This window comes from Acidobacteriota bacterium (genome assembly GCA_030697165.1).
Classification (GTDB): domain Bacteria; phylum Acidobacteriota; class Vicinamibacteria; order Vicinamibacterales; family UBA2999; genus 12-FULL-67-14b.
In genome coordinates this window covers 76,758-97,014 of sequence record JAUYQQ010000008.1, presented here as the reverse complement: position 1 = coordinate 97,014, position 20,257 = coordinate 76,758, and the positions used below count along the sequence as shown (strand labels likewise).

The 20,257-nt window shown below is 65.7% G+C and carries 19 protein-coding genes; 9 read left to right on the top strand and 10 right to left on the bottom strand.

From position 1 onward, the window contains the following. Together Q8T13_06735 and Q8T13_06730 are read left to right on the top strand one after the other, a co-directional pair. Window positions 1-948 carry a hypothetical protein gene (locus Q8T13_06735; GenBank protein MDP3717444.1) on the top strand — a complete coding sequence of 316 codons (948 nt, stop codon included), beginning with the start codon at window positions 1-3 and terminating at the stop codon, window positions 946-948. Further along, window positions 945-1,703 (top strand): MgtC/SapB family protein, encoded by a 759-nt coding sequence (locus tag Q8T13_06730; protein MDP3717443.1) that lies wholly within the window; start codon window positions 945-947, stop codon window positions 1,701-1,703. The genes Q8T13_06735 and Q8T13_06730 overlap by 4 nt, the downstream gene beginning before the upstream one ends. Before the next feature lie 23 nt (window positions 1,704-1,726). On the opposite strand, the gene Q8T13_06725 is transcribed toward Q8T13_06730, so the two are convergent. The 3 genes from Q8T13_06725 to Q8T13_06715 all read right to left on the bottom strand — a co-directional run bounded on the left by Q8T13_06725 (window position 1,727) and on the right by Q8T13_06715 (window position 4,693). Next, a complete protein-coding gene (locus Q8T13_06725) occupies window positions 1,727-2,413 on the bottom strand; it encodes a hypothetical protein (protein MDP3717442.1) in 687 nt (228 codons plus the stop codon). Between the two features lie 148 nt (window positions 2,414-2,561). Then, window positions 2,562-3,482, bottom strand: a complete 921-nt coding sequence (locus tag Q8T13_06720) for a hypothetical protein (GenBank protein MDP3717441.1) — start codon at window positions 3,480-3,482, stop codon at window positions 2,562-2,564. Beyond that, on the bottom strand, window positions 3,479-4,693 hold the full coding sequence (locus tag Q8T13_06715) for a DNA recombination protein RmuC (protein MDP3717440.1): 1,215 nt from the start codon (window positions 4,691-4,693) through the stop codon (window positions 3,479-3,481). Before Q8T13_06715 ends, Q8T13_06720 begins: the two co-directional genes overlap by 4 nt. 236 nt (window positions 4,694-4,929) lie before the next feature. Between Q8T13_06715 and Q8T13_06710 the strand changes: the two genes are divergently transcribed. From Q8T13_06710 to serC, 5 genes are all read left to right on the top strand, one after another. Then, window positions 4,930-6,468: a PEGA domain-containing protein gene (locus Q8T13_06710; protein MDP3717439.1), complete on the top strand. Its 1,539-nt coding sequence runs from the start codon at window positions 4,930-4,932 to the stop codon at window positions 6,466-6,468. Window positions 6,469-6,528: 60 nt separating this feature from the next. Continuing rightward, a complete protein-coding gene (locus Q8T13_06705; GenBank protein MDP3717438.1) occupies window positions 6,529-7,779 on the top strand; it encodes a peptidoglycan DD-metalloendopeptidase family protein in 1,251 nt (416 codons plus the stop codon). A gap of 75 nt (window positions 7,780-7,854) precedes the next feature. Next, the gene (locus tag Q8T13_06700) at window positions 7,855-9,051 is read left to right on the top strand and encodes a DUF1015 family protein (protein ID MDP3717437.1); all 1,197 of its coding nucleotides are present in this window, start codon (window positions 7,855-7,857) and stop codon (window positions 9,049-9,051) included. Window positions 9,052-9,059: 8 nt separating this feature from the next. Beyond that, window positions 9,060-10,283: an NAD(P)-dependent oxidoreductase gene (locus Q8T13_06695; protein ID MDP3717436.1), complete on the top strand. Its 1,224-nt coding sequence runs from the start codon at window positions 9,060-9,062 to the stop codon at window positions 10,281-10,283. 109 nt (window positions 10,284-10,392) lie between these two features. Then, complete coding sequence (gene serC / locus Q8T13_06690) at window positions 10,393-11,481, top strand: 3-phosphoserine/phosphohydroxythreonine transaminase (protein MDP3717435.1); 1,089 nt, start codon at window positions 10,393-10,395, stop codon at window positions 11,479-11,481. 33 nt (window positions 11,482-11,514) lie between these two features. On the opposite strand, the gene pcnB is transcribed toward serC, so the two are convergent. From pcnB to Q8T13_06660, 6 genes are all read right to left on the bottom strand, one after another. Next, window positions 11,515-12,939, bottom strand: coding sequence for a polynucleotide adenylyltransferase PcnB (pcnB, locus tag Q8T13_06685; GenBank protein ID MDP3717434.1), 1,425 nt, complete (start codon window positions 12,937-12,939; stop codon window positions 11,515-11,517). Then, window positions 12,908-13,579 (bottom strand): DUF2161 family putative PD-(D/E)XK-type phosphodiesterase, encoded by a 672-nt coding sequence (locus Q8T13_06680; GenBank protein ID MDP3717433.1) that lies wholly within the window; start codon window positions 13,577-13,579, stop codon window positions 12,908-12,910. Before Q8T13_06680 ends, pcnB begins: the two co-directional genes overlap by 32 nt. Before the next feature lie 42 nt (window positions 13,580-13,621). Then, on the bottom strand, window positions 13,622-14,497 hold the full coding sequence (locus Q8T13_06675; GenBank protein MDP3717432.1) for an NAD(P)H-binding protein: 876 nt from the start codon (window positions 14,495-14,497) through the stop codon (window positions 13,622-13,624). 31 nt (window positions 14,498-14,528) lie between these two features. Continuing rightward, window positions 14,529-15,032: an ATP-binding protein gene (locus Q8T13_06670; GenBank protein MDP3717431.1), complete on the bottom strand. Its 504-nt coding sequence runs from the start codon at window positions 15,030-15,032 to the stop codon at window positions 14,529-14,531. A 123-nt stretch (window positions 15,033-15,155) separates the two neighbouring features. Further along, window positions 15,156-15,377 (bottom strand): DUF2007 domain-containing protein, encoded by a 222-nt coding sequence (locus Q8T13_06665; GenBank protein ID MDP3717430.1) that lies wholly within the window; start codon window positions 15,375-15,377, stop codon window positions 15,156-15,158. 32 nt (window positions 15,378-15,409) lie between these two features. Next, window positions 15,410-15,811, bottom strand: a complete 402-nt coding sequence (locus tag Q8T13_06660) for a VOC family protein (protein MDP3717429.1) — start codon at window positions 15,809-15,811, stop codon at window positions 15,410-15,412. A gap of 157 nt (window positions 15,812-15,968) precedes the next feature. Here Q8T13_06660 and Q8T13_06655 point away from each other — a divergent pair, with 157 nt between their 5' ends. Continuing rightward, window positions 15,969-16,751: a hypothetical protein gene (locus tag Q8T13_06655; GenBank protein ID MDP3717428.1), complete on the top strand. Its 783-nt coding sequence runs from the start codon at window positions 15,969-15,971 to the stop codon at window positions 16,749-16,751. A gap of 57 nt (window positions 16,752-16,808) precedes the next feature. On the opposite strand, the gene polA is transcribed toward Q8T13_06655, so the two are convergent. Next, window positions 16,809-19,493, bottom strand: a complete 2,685-nt coding sequence (polA, locus tag Q8T13_06650) for a DNA polymerase I (protein MDP3717427.1) — start codon at window positions 19,491-19,493, stop codon at window positions 16,809-16,811. Window positions 19,494-19,546: 53 nt separating this feature from the next. On the opposite strand from polA, the gene Q8T13_06645 reads away from it, so the two are divergent. Beyond that, window positions 19,547-20,248, top strand: a complete 702-nt coding sequence (locus tag Q8T13_06645) for a hypothetical protein (protein MDP3717426.1) — start codon at window positions 19,547-19,549, stop codon at window positions 20,246-20,248. Window positions 20,249-20,257: the final 9 nt, after the last annotated feature.

Here is a 20,257-nt window from a genome sequence, read left to right as displayed (position 1 = left end):
GTGCCGCCCTCATCCGTGCGGCTGGCCGTCGCCATGATCGCGGGCGCCGTCGTGGCCGTTGTCCTCACTGGACCGGGCCCCGCCCCGCTCGAGCCGGCGACGGCCGGGATCCGCGAACTCTGGCAGGACCCCGGCGACGTAGCCGCTCGCGACCTGCGTTGGGGGCGCGGCGGCCAGGACTTGCTGCCCTCGCCTGACGTGGACTACCAGTTCCAGGCCATTGACGACGTTGGGTACAGCGGCGGTTACGATGTCGTCGATCCCGAAGGGCGCCGGTGGGACGTGAAGACCGGTGAAGAAGCCCAGCCCGAACTGATCGCCAGCCGGGTGCTGTGGGCGATTGGTTTTCAACAGCCGATCGTCTACTTCGTTTCCGGGTGGCGGCTCACGAACGGTCCAGAGGACACGCCCCTGCCCGGCCGTTTTCGCCTCGACTCGGATCACGTCACCGTCGGCGAGTGGTCATGGACCGACAACCCGTTCAAGGGGACGCGCGAGTTGAAGGGCCTGCTTCTCGCCAACCTGCTGATTAACAACTGGGACCTGAAGACCAGCAACAACAAGATCTACGCGCTGACCTCCGCCACCGGCAGCGAGCGCTGGTTCGTCGTCCAGGACCTTGGGGCGTCGTTCGGCAAGACCGCGTGGCCGCTGGGCAACCGCAATCGGGTCGACGGCTACGAGAGCCAGGACTTCATTGTCGGCGTGCAGGACGGCCGGGTCCAGCTCGACTACCACGCCCGGCGCCGGCACCTGCTCGAAGACCTCACGCCGGCCGATGTGGTGTGGATCACGCAGTTGCTCTCTCGCATCACCGACAGGCAGTGGTCCGACGTCTTCGCGGCGGCAGCCATGCCTGACGACGTCAGCGCGCGGTATATCCGCAAGATCAAATCGAAAATCCAGGAGGGGCTTGCCTTGCAAGCGGACACGGTGAATCAATCATGACCAGAATCGTCCTCGTAATCGTCTACTTGCTCGTGTTGCCGGTCGGCGTGCTCGCCCAGGAGCAGTTGCCAACCGCGCCACCGGCCCAGCAGGCTGTCGACCTGCCGGGAGTCATGGACAACCTCCAGGAGGAACTCCAGGCCTCGGTCGTCCGACTCCCGCTGGCAGCATTGCTCGGCACCATCCTGGCGTTGCGCCCAAAGCGCGCCGGCACTCCCGAACGCCAGCCGGCCGTGGTGCAAACCCAGATCATCCTCGCCGTCGTCGGCGCCCTGATCATGCTGGTGGTGGGCGCCAGTCTCGCGCGCGCGTTCGGCATCGTCGGCGCGGCTAACCTGATTCGCTACCGTTCCAGAATCGACGATCCCAAGGACGCGGTGGTCATGCTGTGTGCGCTGTCGGTGGGCCTGGCCTCGGGGGTCGGCCTGTATGGGCTGGCGGCCATCGGCACGGTGTTCATCACCGCCTGCCTGTGGGTGATCGAGGGCTTCGAGCCGCAGACCCGCATCTTCGAGCTGCAGATCAAGTTTGGCGACAAGACCCAGAGCCTGCGGCCGAAGATCGAGGAAGTGCTGCGCCGCTACAAGGTGAAGTACGAGCTGCGCACCTCGGCCGAGGATGAAGTGTCGTACCTGGCGACCGCGCCCCGCGCGCTGCGGACCGATCGCGTGTCGAACGCCCTTATGGAACTCGAGCCGTCAGGCAAGGGTTCGATCGAGTGGGACGAGAAGTCGAAGGACAAGGTGCCGAAGTAACCGCGACGGTCGAGGGCCGCGGCCTACGACTGCCGCATGGTGATGTCGCCGGTCGTCGGCGCCGTGTCGATGAAGCGCAGCCAGGATGCCTCGGTCTTGGCCGGCTGGCCGCGCTCGATGATGCCGCCGCACCACAGCGAGCCCTGTGCCGGCGAGGCCACCCACACGCGCTTCACGCGGGTGGCAATGCCGAAGGCATTCACCTTGAGCGTGAAGTAGGGCGGCAACACCGAGGGCGCGGCGCCGGTCACTTCCAGGCGCACGCCCTCGCTGCTGACATCCATCACCTTCGAGGACACGCCGTCGATTTGCGACATCAGCCGCGGCACCCGCTTGCGCGGCGACCGGCGCGCCGGCCGGCCCTCAGCCAGCGCGAGGGCGACCGACAGCAGAAAGTTGTCGCGGCTGATCGGCCGATCGATCCACGTGACATCGCGCGGCACGGCCTCAAGGGACTTGGCGGGCTCGCCGACGACGAGCAGTGGCCGGTTGGCGCCCAGGATGCGAATGAGCCGCGGCAGGTCGACCACCGGCACGAGCGCGACATCGGCAATGAGTGCCTCGACCGGGCGGGTGGACAGGTCGCGCGCCAGCACGTCGAGGTCGAGCATCGGTACGGGTTCGTAGCCGGCAGCGCTCAGCCAATCCAGGAAGGCGGCGCGTTCGCCAAGAATCGGGCAGGCGACGCCAATACGCTCCAGCAATGCCATGTGGGGAAGGATTGCAAGCCGCGTTCCTCGCCCACATGTGCTTCGTTGTCAGGCAGATACGGGCGCCACGGGTTGCCCGGCGCGTACAAAAATGTCAGCGGCCGACCATTTTGGTGAAGGCCGGGACTGAAGTCCCGGCCTTCTGGCGCTACTTCATGCGGTGCAGGTCCGCCTCGGCCGCAATGTAGCCGAAGGCGTTCCAGGCGGTGCCAGAGACGATGGTGGTGAGGACCTGCCGCGCGCGCGTGGCATCACCCGTCACCAAGTAGTAGTTCGCGACGCCATAGCCCTGCGTGGCAATCTGCAACGGTTCCGGCGTGTCCGTGTTCAGCAGCGCCTCCGGCTTCTCGAGGCCCTTGTACATCAGGAGCCGCCGGTGATAAGCCGCGTTCTCGAGGATGTCCATCTTCGGCGTGATGCGGTCCAGCACCTTGGCCGCCTCGGCCTTGCGGTTCAGGCGCATCAGCGTCATCCACATCCAGTCGCTGGTGGCCACGATCGAGTCGTCATTGTTCGACACCTTCATGCACTCGACCCAGGCGTCGTGCGCCCCGGCATTGTCGCCCTGCAAATAGCGCGCGAGCGCGAGGTGATACCAGGTGTTGAACTGCAGCGTGCTGCGCGGCTGGCCGGCGGGGTTAGGAGCGCCATCGGGCTCGATCTCGTCGGGCTGACCCTTGAACAACTGCGCCGCCTTCTCGAAGTCGGCTTGCGCCTTGGCAAATTGGCGAACCGTGATGTACCGGTGACCCCGATGCCGGTACATCTTGGGATTGTTCGGGTGCAGCTCGATGCCCTTGGTGAACATGGCGATCGCCTCGTTGTATCGCCAGAGGTAGCCCAGCCGGCGCCCGACCCAGATGATGGCCTCGGCATCCTTGGGATTGGCCGCCAGCGTCTTTTCGGCCTGCGCCAGGTCGGCGTCGAGCTTCTGCTGGTTCGGAATCGTGGCCGGCACCATCAGCGGCTGGCCGGCCAGCGACGTGGCTTCGGGCTTGCCGCCCTGGGCGGGCAGGGTGATCGCAGAGGCCGCAACAATCGCGGCGAGGGCAAACGCAAGTCGCTTCATGAACGCTCTCCTGTGGTAGTTTCGGTTGCTTCGTGGTCCAGTAGGCCCTGTTGTGTCGGCGCGTCGAGTTTGCGCGCCACCGTCTCGAGCGGATCGATTAACGGAATCTCCTTGGCGCTGCCCGCCCCGAGCTCGCGGAACCGGCGGGCCTTCACAAGAACATTGCTCTCGAACGAGCCAACCACCTTGTTGAAGGTCGCGAACGTGCCGTCCATCCGCTTGCGCAGGTCTTCAAGATGCTCCGCCATGGTCGCTACACTATCGTGCAGGTGCTTTCCAAGCCGGCTGATCTCTTCGGCGTTAAGGGTCAGCCGCTCCTGCTTCCAACCGAAGGCCGCGGCCCTTAGCAGCGCAATCAGGGTCAGGGGGCTGGCGATGATCACGTTTCGCGTCACGCCGTAGTCGATCAGCAGCGCGTCCTGCTCGAGCGCGGCCATGTAAATAGCCTCGGCCGGCAGGAACAGCACCACCATCTCGGGCGATGCCGGAAACTGGTCCCAGTAGGTCTTGGCGCCGAGCTTCGTGACGTGGTCTTTCACCTGGCGCACGTGGTCGGCCAGCTTGCCGCTGCGCACGCCATCGTCGGTCGCGCTCTGGGCGTCGAGAAACGCCTCGAGCGGCGCCTTGGCGTCGACGACGATCGAGCGGCCGCCGGGCAGGTTGATGATCATGTCGGGCCGCAGCCGGCCCGATTCGGTGAAGATGGTTGGCTGCTCGTCGAAGTCGCAGTGCGACATCATGCCCGCGAGCTCGACGACCTTGCGCAACTGCACCTCGCCCCAGCGGCCGCGCACGCCGGGTGAGCGCAGCGCGCGCACCAGGTTCTGGGTCTCCTGTTGCAGTTGCTGCTGCGTCTGGCCGACCAGGCTCAGCATGGTCCGCATGCTGGCGCTGTCGTCGACGCGGCTCTTCTCGACCTCCTTCAGCTTGGCGTCGACCTGGATCAGCGTGTCCTTGATCGGCGCCACCAGCGAGCCCAGTTCCTGCTGGCGGCGCGTCAGGTCGATGGTCGCTTCCTTGTGGACGTTGCCGATCTTCTGGTCGGCCAGCTTGATGAACTCGTCGGTGCTCGACTTGAGCGTGGCGGCCGCGAGCGACGCGAACGACTCGCGCAGATGGGTGTCCTGGGAAACGCGGGAACGAGACGCCAGCAGCCACCCGGCGGTAAAGCCGAACACCAGGGCGAGCACAATCGGGAGGGCTGATTCCAATTCGATCGGATCGTAACCCGGGAAGTAACAAGAGTTCAGGAGTTAAGGAGTTCACCGGTTTGACCTGGTTAGCTCATGGTCTCCTGAACTCCTGTGATTACCCTACTGTCGCCGGCCGGAGAAATTCGTCGGCCGGGTTGTGGCCAAGTTCGCTCGGCTTTTCCGGTAACTGGCTGGCCTGCTTCGGGTTAGCATAGCCACGCCCATCCCACCGAGTCTGGAAGGGCCGTTGCACCATGATCCGAGTGCTCCCAGCTGTCAGCGAACCCACTCTCGGCGCCGTCGATGGCTTTGGCCGTCGTGTGCGCGGGCTCGATCCAGATAGCGGCGACGAAGTCGAGATTCTCGAGCTGGCGCCGGCACTCGTCGAACATGCCGGGTTCGTGTCGGCGCTCGCCGACCGCGTGGCGCGGTTTGCCGCCGTCCGCCATGCCTCCTACGTGCACCTGCGGCGTCTCGATCGGCCGTCAGCCGATCGGCTGACGCTCGTCTCCGACGACACCGGCGGGTGGCGCCTCTCGCAGATGCTGGCCGTCGCTTCGTCAACCGGGCTGCCGCTCGATATCACCGTCGTGATTGGCCTGCTGCGGCAGCTGCTGCCGGCGGTCGCGCTGTTTGGCCGCCACAATCGTGAGACCGCCATTGGTGCGCTGGCGCCCGACCGGCTGATCGTGACGCCGCAGGGCCGGCTCGTGATCGCGGAGCATGCGTTTGGGCCGGCGCTCGAGAAGTTGAACTTCGGGCGCGAGCGGCTGTGGCGCGACTTCCGCGTGACCATGGCGCCATCGGCGGGCCTGCCGCGCGCCAACCCGCGCGCCGACGCCCATGCCATTGGCGTGGTCGCGCTGTCGCTGCTGCTCGGCCGTTCGCTGGCCGAGGACGAATACCCGAACCAGCTGTCCGCGCTCGTCGACTCGGCCGTCGAGCACCGCGCCGGCGAGACGGCACCGTTGTCGAAGGCACCGCTTTCAAAAGCACTGTCGAGCTGGCTGACGCGCGCCCTGCAGTTCGACATCAGCAACTCGTTCCAGTCGCCGCACGAGGCCCAGGTGGCGTTCGAGTCGGTGCTGGCGAGCGATCGTGCCTACGTGACTTCGTCCCCGGCCCTCGACGAGTGGGTCGCCAAGGTCGGCGCACTGCTCGAGCAGTCGCCCACGGCCTCGACCCCAGTAGCACCGGCACTCGGCACCAGCGCCCCCGAGGCACCCCTGGCACCCCTGGCACCTCTGGCACCTCTGGCACCTCTGGCACGAAACCCGTTGGTGCTCGCGCTGATGCTCTTCGTGATCGCGCTATCGGGCGTGGTCCTGTGGCTCTGGACCCGCGATTCCGGCGGGCCCCGCGCCGGCGAAGGCGAACTGGTCGTGCAGTCGCGGCCGGTGGCGGCCCGCGTCTCGATCGATGGAGAGGAACGCGGCGTGACTCCGCTCACCCTCTCGCTGCCGTCGGGCGCGTATGTGCTCGAGGTCCAGAGCGGCAAGTCCGAACCGCGCGTCATTCCGCTGACCATCCAGGCCGGTGTGCAAACCGCGCAGTACATCGAGTTGCAGAACGTGGCCCAGACGGGCGGCCTGGACGTGCGCAGCGACCCGCCCGGCGCGCGGGTGACCATCGATGGCCAAAACCGGGGGACGACGCCGGTGACGGTTCGCGACCTGGCCCCGGGCGACCACCAGGTGGTGCTCGAGGCATCTGGTGGCCGCAAAGTTACCCAGTCTGTCCGTATCGACGCGGGCATTACTGCGCAGCTGGTCGTCCCCTTACCTCGGCGCTAACCCGTGTTTTTGCATGCATTTGCACGGTGCTTTCTGTTAGGATCGGCCGTCCTTTCCAAAATGCGCAAACGGTTCCTGGTCCCGGCTGTCGTCCTGCTTGTCGCCGCCGCGTCACTGCCCATGTGGCTGTCGGCGGCCAATCCGGTCTCGATCGCACGCCTCGGCACCGACATCGCGCTCGCGCGTGATGCCGACTACCTGACCGGGCTCGTGCCCATGCGTACCACCATTGCAGCGGTGCTCGATCGCCACCTGATCGAAGGGCCCGAGAAGGCCGTGCTGGTGGCGTCGATCGGCGGCGCGTTCGACCTGCGGCGCATCCGCGCCGGCCAGGCCTACCTGATCGATCGCCTGCTCGATGGCCGCGTCCGCCGCTTCGAGTACGAAATTGACGGCGACCGGCGGCTGACCGCGACGCGCGGATCCCTCGACGGCACACCGCGGTTCCACACTGCGATCGAACCCATCCCCAAGGAAACGGCCGTGGTGATGGTGGAAGGCGCGATCGATCGCGACACCAACTCGCTGTCGGCCGCGCTCGACAAGGCAGGCGAACGCATTGACCTGGCGCTCGGACTGGCCGATGTGTTCTCGGGCGAGATTGACTTCAACTCCGGCCTGCAGCCCGGCGACAGTTTCCGACTGCTGGTCGAGCGCCAGACCCGCGAAGGCAAGCTGGCGGGCTATGGCCCCATCCTGGCCGCGGAGTTCGTGAACGTCGGCCGCCAGCTGCGCGCCATCCGCTTCACGCCCGAGGGCGGCGCGGCGGCGTACTACGACGATCAGGGTCGCTCGCTGAAGCGCTTCTTCCTGAAGTCGCCGCTCAAGTTCGAACCGCGCGTGACCTCGCGATTCTCGACTTCGCGCAAGCATCCCGTGCTCGGCTACGCGCGCGCCCACAACGGCGTGGACTACAGTGCCAACACCGGTGCCCCGGTGGTTTCGGTCGCCCCCGGCGTCGTCACGCTGGCCGGCTGGACCAACGGCGGCGGGCGAACGGTGAAGGTGCGGCACCCGAACGGGTACGAGACGGAGTATTTGCACCTGTCGTCGATTGCGGTTCGCCAGGGCGCGCGAATCAGCCAGGGCCAGCTGGTCGGCCTGGTCGGCATGACCGGCCTCGCAACCGGGCCTCACCTGCACTACGGCTTGAAGAAGGGCGGGCGGTACGTGAACCCGGTTCTCGAGCACCGCAACATGCCGCCCGGCGATCCCGTTCCGGCCGGACTGCAGAACGTGTTCTCGTCCGAGCGCGACCGTTACATGTCGCTGCTGTTCAGCTCGCCGGCCGCCCGCGCCGCCAACAACTAAGTTTCACAAGAGACCAGGAGCTTAGGAGAAAAACAACTCCTGATCTCCTCCCCTCCTGTTCGATAATTCAGAAGCATGTCAGCCATCTACCCCTTCCGGGCGCTGCGGCCGGCGCCCAAGGCGGCCGCCGCCGTTGCGTCGGTGCCGTACGACGTGGTGAGTACCGAAGAGGCCCGGGCGTTGGCCGAGGGCAACCCGCTGAGCTTCCTGCGGGTGTCGCGGCCCGAGATCGATTTGCCCGCCGGCGCCGACGCGCACGCTGATGCGGTTTACGACCTTGCGGCGAAGAACTTCGCGCGGCTGAAAGAGCAGGCGCCCCTGGTCGAGGAAGAGGCGGCCAGCTTCTACGTGTACCGCCTCCACATGGGCAGCCATGTCCAGTCCGGTGTGGCGGCGTGTTTTTCGATCGACGAATACGATCGCGGCCTGATCAAGAAACACGAGAAGACCCGGCCCGACAAGGAAGACGATCGCACGCGGCACATGCTGGCGATTGGCGCGCAGACGGGCCCGGTGTTCCTGACGCACCGGTCGTCGCCCGCCGTGGACGAGGCGGTGTCGCGGGCGGTCCTGGACGACCCGCTGTACGACATCGTCGCGCCGGACGGCGTCCGCCACCAGGTGTGGCGCGTGCCGGCCGTCGTGAATGCGCAGATCGTGGAGGCGTTCGCGGCGCTCGACAGCCTGTATATCGCCGATGGTCACCACCGCGCGGCCAGCGCCGCCCGCACCCGCCGTTCGCTCGCCGGCAAGGGTGCCGGTGAACGAGACCGCGTTCTCGCTGTGGCGTTCCCCGACAACCAGATGCAGGTGCTGCCATACAACCGCGTGGTGCGCGACCTGTACGGCCTGACCGCCGGCGAGTTCCTGGCGTCGCTCAAGCGGCGGCTGACCGTGACTGACGGCGGTCCGGCCACGCCGGCTCGCAAGGGCCAGGTCGCGATGTACCTGGCCGGCGCCTGGCACACCCTTACGCTGCCGGCCGGCGTCGCCGCGCTCGACGTCGACATCCTGGAGTCGACGATTCTCGAGCCGGTGTTGGGCATCCACGACGTGCGCACCGACAAGCGGATCGACTTCGTCGGCGGCATTCGCGGCACCTCGGCGCTCGAGCAACTGGTTGACAGCAAGGCGTTCGCGGTGGCGTTTTCGATGTTCCCGGTGTCGGTCGAAGATCTGATGCGCGTCTCGGACGCGGGCGAGATCATGCCACCCAAGTCCACCTGGTTCGAACCCAAGCTGCGCGACGGTCTCTTGTCGCATCTCCTGTAGGTATTCCCGTGAAGGTTCTGATCGCTGACAAGTTCGAGAAGTCCGGCCTTGACGGCCTGACGGCCGCCGGTTGCGACGTGATCTTCCAGCCCGACGCAAGTGGCGACAGCCTGATCGCGGCCATCAAGCAGAGCGGCGCGCCGGTGCTGGTGGTGCGCTCGACCAAGGTGACCGAACCGATGCTGGACGCGGGCGGGCTGTCGCTGATCGTCCGGGCGGGCGCGGGCGTGAACACCATTGATGTGGCCGGTGCGTCGAAACGGGGCATCTACGTCTCGAACTGCCCGGGCAAGAACTCGGTGGCCGTCGCCGAGCTCGCCATGGGCCTGATCCTGTCGGTGGATCGCCGCATTCCCGACAACGTCGCCGAGCTGCGGGCGGGGACGTGGAATAAGAAGGAGTTCTCGAAAGCGCGCGGCCTGTTGGGCCAGACGCTGGGGCTGATCGGTTTCGGCCACATCGGGCAGGAAGTGGCGGCGCGGGCGCGCGCGTTCGGCATGCCGGTGCTGGTGTGGAGCCGCCGGTTCACCGAGGATGCCGCGGCGCGGGCACACGCCGAGCAGGCCTTCGGCGTCAAGGTCGTGGTCACGGCCGAGGAATTGGTGGCCAAGTCCGACATCCTGAGCGTCCACCTCGCGCTGACGAAAGACACCCGCAACTTCGTGAACGCCGAACTGCTGGCGCACGCGAAGCAGGGCGCCACCTTCATCAACACCGCCCGTGGCGAAGTGGTCGACTACGCGGCCCTCGAGGCGGCGGTGAAGGAGAACGGCCTGCGCGTGGGCCTCGACGTGTTTGCCAACGAGCCGGCCGAGGCGACCGCCGCGTTTGCCGACCCACTGGTGTCGCAGCCCGGCGTGTATGGCACCCACCACATCGGCGCTTCCACCGATCAGGCGCAGGAGGCGATCGCCGCGGAGACCGTCCGCATCATCACCACCTACAAGGACACCGGCAAGGTGCCCAACGTGGTGAACCTCGCCAAGTTGACGCCGGCCACCCACATGCTAGTGGTGCGCCACCGCGACAAGCCCGGCGTGCTCGCGCACGTCTTCGAGTACCTGCGGGTCGCCCGCATCAACGTGCAGGAAACCGAGAACATCATTTTCGACGGCGCGCACGCGGCCGTGGCTCGCATCAACCTCGATGGCGCGCCCTCACCGAGGGCGATGGATGCCATGCAGTCGGGCAATGCCGATATTCTTGATCTGCAACTGGTGAAACTTGCGTAAATACTCCCCCAGAAACACCGAAACACCGAAGCGCCGACCAGATAGAATCTAGACTTGGCCGTTTCCGTGATTTCGTGTTTCCGTGTCATGCATTTCGGGCCCTCAAACCATGTCTACCAACCGCATCTATAACTTTTCCGCAGGACCGGCCGTGTTGCCGGTTCCGGTTCTCGAAGAAGCCCAGCGCAACCTGATCGAACTGCCGGGCGTCGGCATGTCGGTGCTCGAGATCAGCCACCGTTCAAAAACGTTCGAGGACATCCTGGCCAAGACCGAAGCCGATGTCCGCGCGCTCGGCAAGGTGCCGGCGAATTACAAGGTGCTGTTCCTGCAGGGCGGCGCTTCCATGCAGTTCTCGATGGTGCCGCTCAACCTGCTGACCGCCGGCGCCACCGCCGACTACATCGTCACCGGCGCGTGGTCGCAGAAGGCCGTGAAAGAAGCGCAGCGCGTGGGCACCGTGAACATTGCGGCCACGACCGAGAGCGATAATTTCTCGCGCCTCCCGAGCCCGGCCGAGATCAAGCTGACGCCGGGTGCCGCGTACGTCCACATGACCACCAACAACACGCTGTTCGGCACCGAATGGCCGGCCGAGCCGGCCGTGGCGGATGCGCCGCTCGTCGCGGACACCTCATCGGACATGTTCAGCCGGCCGATCGACGTGTCGAAGTACGGCCTGATCTACGCGGGCGCGCAGAAGAACCTCGGCCCCTCGGGCGTCACGTTGGTGATCATCCGCGAAGACCTGCTGGCGCGGTCGCAGAAGTCGCTGCACACCATGCTCAATTACGCTGTGCATGCCGAGAATGGCTCGATGTACAACACCCCGCCGTGTTTTGGCATTTATCTGATGGGCCTGGTGATGAAGTGGGGCCTGGCGCAGGGCGGGCTCGACGCCATCAACGCCGTCAACACGCGCAAGGCCGCCAAGCTGTATGCGGAGATCGACCGAAGCGGCTTCTATCGCGGCACCGCCGACAAGGCCAGCCGCTCACGCATGAACATCACGTTCCGGCTGCCGAGCGAAGACCTCGAGAAGACCTTCGTGAAGGAATCAACGGCGGCAGGGCTGGACGGCCTGAAGGGCCACCGCTCGGTCGGCGGCATGCGCGCGTCGATCTATAACGCGTTCCCGGAAGCCGGCATCGACGCCCTCGTCGCGTTCATGCAGGAGTTCGAAAAGAAGAACGGGTAATGCCAGGAGGGCGGCACTTTAGTGCCGCCGTTCCTACGATTCGGGTGGTTTGTTGTTGAAACTCCGCCGTCCCCGGCGCCGTCCCCGGCGCCGCCGGTTCGTGCCCGGGGCGCGGCCTTCCGTGGCTGGCGCGCCCGGCTCGTGCGGCGGCGGGCGCAGCGCGTCGGGCCCCAGCGCCTCGATGAATCCCTTCCAGTGTTCCAGCACGGCGGGTGCGTTGCCGTGGATCTCGAACCACGTCAGCGCATCCTCGAACGGCCCGCGGTGCATCAGCGCGCGCTTGGCCTTCGGCGACGTCTCGAGGTCGGCAATACGGCTTTGCAACGACAGGATCTGGCGCAGCCGCTCGGTGTCACCGCGCGCGATTGGCAGCGATCCGATCTTCAGGATGGGTTCCTTCGGTGGCCGCGTGAAGCGCGACTTGTGGGACTTGACGGCCTCAGCGAGTCGTAGAGGCGGGTCTTCCGCGGCTGGCTCACGATTGCCGTCGGTTTCGCCGTCTTCGTCGTCCCCATCAAACTTGCTGTGCGACTTCTTGGGCATCAATCCCAGCGGCAGCAGCAGCGCTCCCAGCAGGATCGAGTTGCGCATGGTCGCCGGCGCCGCCTCGAACTTGCGGCGGTAGGCGTCGAGCGCCGCCAGGCTTTCCCACAGCGCCACGTTCTTCGCGCCGCGCTGGATTTCGGGCGTCACCGGCTCGAGCAGGCGATGTTCGGCCAGGGCGCGGAAGGTCACTTCGGCGGCGCCCGAACGCAGGATCTTGTAGTACTCCTCGATCAGGCGTGCCGGCGAGGCCGTCGCCATCAGCTTGCGATGGGTGGCAATGGCCTCGACCACCGGCTCGTCGATCCGGAAGCCCAGGCGCGACGCCATGACGATGGCGCGGAGCATGCGGACGGGATCTTCCTGGAAGCGCTCGTTGGGATCGCCGATGCAGCGGATCAGTCCGTCTTTCAGGTCCTGCAGGCCACCGACGTAGTCGATGATCGAGAAGTTGGCGATGTCGTAGAAGAGCGCATTGATGGTGAAGTCGCGGCGGAAGGCATCCTCCTCCGGCGTGCCGAAGGTGTTGTCGTGCTTGATCAGGAGGTCGGCCGCGTCGGTCGCATGTGGCGACGGCACCTCGGCCGGTTCGCCTTCGGAGCCGGCAGGAATAATCTTGCGGAAGGTGGCGACTTCGATGGCCTTCAGGCCGAACCGGACGTGGGCCAGGCGAAAGCGGCGGCCGATGATCCAACAGTTCCGGAAAAGCTTCTTGACCTGGTAGGGATGGGCCGAGGTGCCAATGTCGAAGTCTTTGGGCCGGCGGCTGAGCAGGAGGTCGCGGACGCTGCCGCCGACCAGGTAGGCCGTGTAGCCCCCTTCGTTCAATCGGTACAACACTTTAAGGGCATCTGCATCGATGTCCCGCCGCGAGATCGGGTGCTCAGCCCGCGGGACAATTACCGGCTCTGTCATCCAGCCTTAGATTGTATTCCGGAGTGAGGTCGTAAATACCGGTCCCGACGCGCTGAAACCAGCCGTAGTGGTTGTCGGCCATGATTCGCCGGGCGTGAGCCACGCCGCTGCCTTTCGCAACGAGCGCGGCCTTGGTCGCACCGTGCTCCGACAGGAACCGGGCGCACCGCGTGGCCTCTTGCCGATAGGCGGTGACGAGGCCCTTGCGCGTGGCGCCGCCCACATTCGGATCGCCAACCCGACGCGCGAACTCCCCGAGCAGCCGGACTTTCTTCCCTTTGGATTGGCGCGGCCGGTAGGGGCCGGGATCGGCATGCACCTGCACCCGCGGTTCGCGCGAGCCCACCGTGATCAGGCCGAGTCCAAGAAGCCGGCATAGCTTCAGGTTTCTTCGCAGGGCTTTCCTGAACGCCACTCCGCGGCCGAGCGGGACGGCGAGGTAGACCACGTCGGTGATCGCCTGGCGCTCGGTCCCCTGGTGAAACAGCGAGAGCGAGAACGCGGTCTTGGTCTCGACCACGAGCGGCGGCTCGCTGCCACGGACGCCCACGACATCGGCAGCGCCGATCTCGGCCTTGACCTCGTAACCCTGCTGCTCGAGGAATCGCTTGATGGGCTCGTAGAGGTCGGTTTCACGCATGGGTTCGCACAGATCTCAGGTGCTCGGCGCGGCCGCCCGATGTCATTGGGTCTGCGCCCAGCGCTGAATCACGTCCGCCACTGGGGTCGGCCCCGTCCAGTCGAGCGGCGGAGCGGGCGCTCCGCCGCTGGTCGTGGCTTCAGCCAGCGCCATATCGAGCAGGTACTTCATGCCCGGATGGAAGGGCCCGGCCACCGCGCTCATGACACGCATCACGCTCACCGGTACCTGTCGGAGTTGAGCTCTTCGTCCAATCAGCTGCTCGATCATCGCGAGCACTTCCCGCCGGGACAGGTTGTCGGGCCCGCCGATCACGTCAATGCGGTTGCGCGGTGGCGCATCCAACGTGCGAACCACGTAATCGGCCACATCGTCGGCCGAGATCCAGTTCAGCGACGCCGTTCCGGGCCCGAAGAACAGTGCCGAGCCTTTGGCCCGTAGTGGCTCCGCGAGCAGAAGCACGGCGTGCGTTTCGATGAACACCGTGGGTCGGATCGCTGTGTATCCAACGCCGCTTCTTTTCAAGTGCTCTTCGACCCGGTATTTCGCGGCCGTGAACAGCGTCGATTTTCCAGCAACCGGCGCCGCCGAAATGAAGACCACGTGCTGAACTCCGGCCTGCTGTGCCACGTCGATCATCTGCCGATTGCCGACGTCGTCGATCAGGCCAGGATGATTGTTGCGCGTCGGCGGCACTAATCCGTGCGATGTGAGGATCAGCGAGCGCACACCTGCCAGCGCGTCCGGCATCCAATCCACAGATTTGAGATCTCCGGGAATGGGAATGGCGCCCAACCGGCGAAGTGGCTCGAGCTTGCTGACGTCACGCGAGACCGCCCGAACGACATCCCCACGAGCCAGGAGACGACGGGCGATGCGGGTTCCAACAGTACCGGAAGCTCCTACGATCAAGTGCATGGGGTCCTGTCAATCAGAAGGGTTCTGGTGCCTACGATCCTTCACGAGAATCGCCATGGTGGTGACGGATGACGTTGAAGCCCTCGTCTTCTGATGGCGGCAGGAAGTGGGCCATGATCAAGTCGAACTCCGCTTCCGACGTCCACGGCGTGCCGGGCGGCAGATGCTTGCTGCGCTCTTGAAGCTGGCGCTTGCACAGGGCATCGGGGGCGTCGATGAAATGCAGTTCGTGCGCGACGCCGGCCTGCTCGAACAGTTCACGGAACCACGCCCGCTGCTGCTTCGTGTTACCTGGAAAGTCGAGCACTACCGCGGTGCCCATGGTCAGCAACGCGCACACGAGGGGACCGATCGCGCTGTTCAGCCGCGAGGAGTGCTTGACGTAGCTGGCGACGTCGACGATCTCGCCGGGGAAGAGCTGTTCAAGCAACTGGTCCTGATTCAGGACCACGGCGCGCTCACGAGCCGCCAGTTGCCTGGCGAGCGTGGTCTTGCCAGAGGCCATCTTGCCGCAGAAGAAGATCAGCTTTGCCACAGATTAGACAGCCAGATTCGACAGCCACAGATTGAACACAGATTAGACACAGAATTCTACGACACCGGTGCAAGATGGGCTGCACCTCGATTGGCTGCTTCGCGATGTAGCCGTCGACGCCGCTCAACGCGAGCGCCCGGGATGCCGCCGATCAAGCGCGGCCTGGGCCCTCACGAGGTCGTCCACCCTGACCAGCAGCTCGATGGCACCGAGGGCCGGGTACATGCCGCCCGCATTGTCAGCGCGAATCATGGACTCGATCCCGGTCTCGTCCAGGATGCCTTTGGCCACCTGCGCATCCACCTCGGACCGGAATGTCGAGACGGCGATTAACTCTGAACTCACGATGGCACCTCCGTTCACAGTCTAGGCCCAGTCTATGAACGAGGGCGACCGAAGAACAAGACGTAGCCGTCCGCGTCCTTGAGCTCGAATCCTCGCAGGCCGTCGTCTGTGTCTTTCAGCGGTTCTGAAAACTCGACGTTGCGCGACGCGAACTCCGCCGCCAACGCGTCCGGATCGGGGGCATTGACGTAGGCGTCCCAGCGGGCGTTGCCTTTCTTGACGTCGCGCGTGTAGTTCGGCACCGGTTCGACGCCGACGTCCTTGACCATGATCATCGCGCCGCCGCGCTGGACGATGCCAAAGAAAATGTCGCCAGGTTCGGGTCCCTGGAACGTGATCTCGAACCCGAGACGGTCCCGATAGAACGCCAGGGCGGCTGGGACATCCTTCACGATGAACAACGGCGCAATCGCGGAGATCTCTGGTGTCGTCATGTGTCAGGGGTGCGATCGTTGGCCCAGCATAACAAGTCCGGAGGGGTGGTCTAAACCGATCGATACCCCGTAATCTGTGCAAATCTGCGTCTAATCTGTGGCTGTGTTTAGATCTGTGTTATCTGTGTCATCTGTGGCCCTTGTGAGATCGGTGTCTGTGGCGCTACTGGTTCTGCTGGCGGCAACGCCGGCGTCGGCCACTCGCGCGGATTTGGCCCGGGCCCGCTCCCTCTACAATCAGCGGCAGTTCGATGCCGCGATCTCGGCGGCTCTCGTGGCCCAGAAATCCCCGGCCACCCTCGACGCGGCCACCGTGGTCCTGGCCCGCGCGCACCTGGAGCGCTACCGCGAATCGGCCAACCCGGCGGACCTGTCGGCGGCACGCACGGCGCTCGGCACGGTCCGCGTCAGCAGTCTTGACCCCCGCGACCACATCGACTTCTTGATGGCCCTCGGCGGCGCGCTGTTCTTCGAGGACGACTACGGTGCAGCGGCGTTGATGTTTGAAAGCGGCATCGATAGCGCCATTGCCGAGGGCCCGATCACGGCCGAGGCGATGCTCGATTGGTGGGGCAGCGCCATGGAGCGCCATGCCGACGGGCTGGCGCGCGAGGAGCGCACCGCGGCGTTCAGCCGGATGCGTGATCGCATGTCCCGCGAGCTGTCGAGGAATCCCGGTTCCGCGGCCGCCGGCTACTGGGTGGCGGTCGCCACGCGCGGCGCCGGCGACCCGGCTGGTGCCTGGGACGCGGCGATTGCCGGCTGGGTTAGGGCCAGGCTGGCCGGCAGCCAATCGGCGCGGCTGCGCGCCGACCTCGACAAGCTGATGCTGGAAGGGATCATTCCCGATCGCGTGCGCCTGCTCGCCGCCGACCAACGAGGCCAGGCGGAGTCGGACCTGAAAGCGGACTGGTCGGTCGTCAAAGAGCGATGGAAATAGGATTTGGTGATCTGGTGAGTTGGTGACTTCGTGATTTGAGACGCAACTTGGTCGATCTCAAGATTTCGCGAGTTTCCAGTTCTCCCCGATCCCGACATCGACATCAAGCGGCACGCGCAGCGGCACCGCGTTGGCCATCTTCTCCTTCACGATCGCCGCGACGGCGTCGGCCTCGTCCTTAGGCGCTTCAAACAACAACTCGTCGTGCACGGTAAGGATCATCTTCGCGCGCGGGTGGCTCTGGGCCAGCGCCGCGTGGACGTCGATCATTGCCTTCTTCAGGATGTCGGCGGCGGTGCCCTGGATCGGCATGTTCACGGCGGCACGCTCGGATGCAGCGCGGATCATGCCGTTGCGGCTCGTCAGCTCGGGCACCGGCCGGCGGCGGCCGAAGATGGTCTGCACGAAGCCGCTGACGCGCGCGTCCTCGAGCGTCTTGTCGATGAACGCGCGCACGCGCGGGAAGCCGGCAAAGTAGGCGTCGATAAAGGTCTGTGCGGCCTGCTGGGTCACGCCGATGTCCTTGGCCAGCGTGAACGCGGTCTTGCCGTAGAGCAGGGCGTAGTTGACGATCTTGGCGCGGCGGCGCAGCTCGTGTGGATCAAGCGTGCTGTCGGCGCCGAACACCTTGGCGGCGGTCTGATCGTGAATGTCGTCGCCGCGTTCGAACGCGGCCATCAGCGTCTCGTCGCCCGACAGGTGTGCCAGCACCCGCAGCTCGATCTGTGAGTAGTCAGCGGAGATCAGCACGTGACCCGGTTCGGCGATGAAGGCGCCGCGAATCTGCCGGCCGATCTCGGTGCGAATCGGGATGTTCTGCAGGTTGGGATCGCTGCTGCTCAAGCGGCCCGTAGCCGCGACCGCCTGGCTAATCTGCGTATGGACGCGGCCGCTCTCGGGATTCACCAGCGTCGGCAGCGCGTCGAGGTAGGTGCCCTTCAGCTTGGCCAGGCCGCGCCAGTCGAGAATCAAGCGGCAGATGTCATGCTGCGCGGCCAGTTCTTCCAGCACGTCGACCGCCGTGGAGGCGGTGCGGGTCGCGCCCGTTCGCTTCAACACCGGCAGCTGCAGCTTCTCGAACAGGATCTCGGCCAGCTGCTTCGGCGAGTTGATGTTGAACTCACCTCCGGCCAGCGCAAAGATCTGCCGGCTCAAGTCGCTCATCTCGCGCTCGAGCAGCGTCGACTGTGCGGCCAGCGAGCGCACATCAACGCGAACGCCGGTGCGTTCGATGTCCGCCAGGATCGGCACCAGCGGCAACTCGAGTTCGAGGTACACCGGCATCAGGCCATCGCGTTCGAGCAACGGCCGGAAATGCTCCGCCAGCTGCCACGCCAGGTCGGCCCGTTCGCCGGCGTAGTCGAGCACGCTGTCTACTGGCACCTGCGAAAACGGAATGGCCTTGGCGCCCTTGCCGAGCACTTCGTCCTCGGTCAGCGCCTTGTAGCCCAGCTGCTCGAGCGCGATCGGTTCCAGCGCCTGGCTCGAGCGGTTCGCGTCCAGCAGGTAGGCGGCCAGCATGGTGTCGAACGCCCTGGGGTTCTTGAGGTCCACGCCGTGCCGGCCGAGCACGATCAGGTCGGCCTTGATGTCGTGGCCGATCTTTTCGACCTCCGGATCCGTGAGCAGCGGTGCCAGCAGCGCCAGGGCCTCGGACTTGGCCAGCGAGAAGCCGCCGCCGAAGCCTTCGTGACCGAGCGGGATGTAGCGGGCCATGGCCGGGCCCGTTGACACCGCAATCCCCACCAGCGTGGCGCGCACGGGCGCGGTGCCGTCGGTGATCACCTTCAGGCTGAAGCGCTTCGCCGCGCGAAGCTGCCCGACGAGCGCCGTCAGCTCGTCGCTCGAGCCGACCAGCGCGTAGTCTTTGACGACCGATGAAGCGGTGGGCGCGAACTCGGGAACAAGGGTGCGGAAGCCAAGGCGCGAGAACAGCTCGTAGCAGCGTTCACGCGAGGGGCCGCGGTAGCGGAACGTCTCGGCGTCGAACGGCACGTCCACGTCGGTGCGAATGGTCACCAGTTCCCGGCTCTGGCGCGCCTCGTCTGCGTGCGCCAGCAGGCCGTCGCGATACTTCTTCTGCTTGATCTCGCCGGCGTGCTCCAACAACGCGTCGAGCGTTCCGTACTGGCCGATCAGCTCGCGCGCGCCCTTGTCGCCAATGCCGGGCACCCCCTTCACGTTGTCGCTGGAGTCGCCCATCAGCGCCAGCACGTCCACCACCTGCGACGGCGGCACGCCGAACTTCAGCGCCACGCCCGCGGCGTCGAACCAGGCGCCTTCGTCCTTGGGGTTGTAGACCTTGACGCCGTCGTTCACCAGCTGGAAGAAGTCCTTGTCGCCGGTGACGATCGCCGCCTGAAACCCGTGTCCTGCCGCCTTGCTCGCCAGCGTCCCAATCACATCGTCGGCCTCGAAGCCCTCGGAGGTGAAGATCGGCACGCCCAGCGCCTCGCACGCCTCGAACACCCATGGTACCTGTTCGACCAGGTCGCCCGGCATGGCGGCGCGGTTGGCCTTGTAGTCGGCCGACATCTTCGAGCGAAACGTCTGGCCGCGCACGTCGAACGACGCCGCGATGTAGTCGGGGTGGTGGTCGGTAATGAGCTTGCGGAGCATGGTGATGAAGCCATACACCGCGTTGGTCGACTTGCCGTCGGGCCCGGTCAACCCGCGAATCGCGTGGTAGGCGCGATACATCTGGTTGCTGCCATCGATCAAGAACAGCGTGGGTTGAGGCACCGTCCGTATATTATTCCTTAGTGCGCCTTGCTTTTGGTCTTGTGCTTGCTTCCGTGCTGCTTTCGACCGCGTGCGGCAACGTGATTTCGCGCAAGTACGAGTACGAAGAAGAAGTCTTTCTCGCCCTGGATGGATCGGCCAGTGTCTACGTGAACGCGTCGGTGCCGGCGCTGGTGGCGCTGCGCGGCGCCGCCCTGCCAGTGGATCCGTCGGCCAGGCTGGACCGGCAGGTCGTCCGCGAGATCTACCGCTCGCCGGTGACCGACGTCGCCAACGTCACCACCTCGCGACGCGACGGCCGCCGCTACGTGCACGTGCGGATCGACGTCGCCGACATCCGCAAGCTGAGCGACGCCGCACCGTTTGCGTGGTCGCAGTACCGCTTTCAGGATACGGACGGGCTGTTCGAGTTCAGCCAGACCGTCCAGGCCGCGGCCGGCCAGGACGTCGGCAACGTCGGCTGGGAGGGCGACGAGTTGGTCGCCATCCGCGTGCACCTGCCCAGCAAGGTGGAGTTCCACAACTCACCCTCGCGCACGATCGAGCGCGGCAACATCATCGTGTGGGAACAACCGCTGGTCGAGCGCCTGAAGGGCACGCCGCTCGAGCTCACCGTGCGGATGGAAACCGAGTCGATCCTGTTCCGCACGCTGGCCCTCTTCGGCCTGATGATGGTCGCCGCGGCACTCACGTTCGCGGCGGCCATCTGGTTCGTGAAAACGAGGAAAACAGGAGATCAGGAGTTAAAGAGTTAATTCTTGATC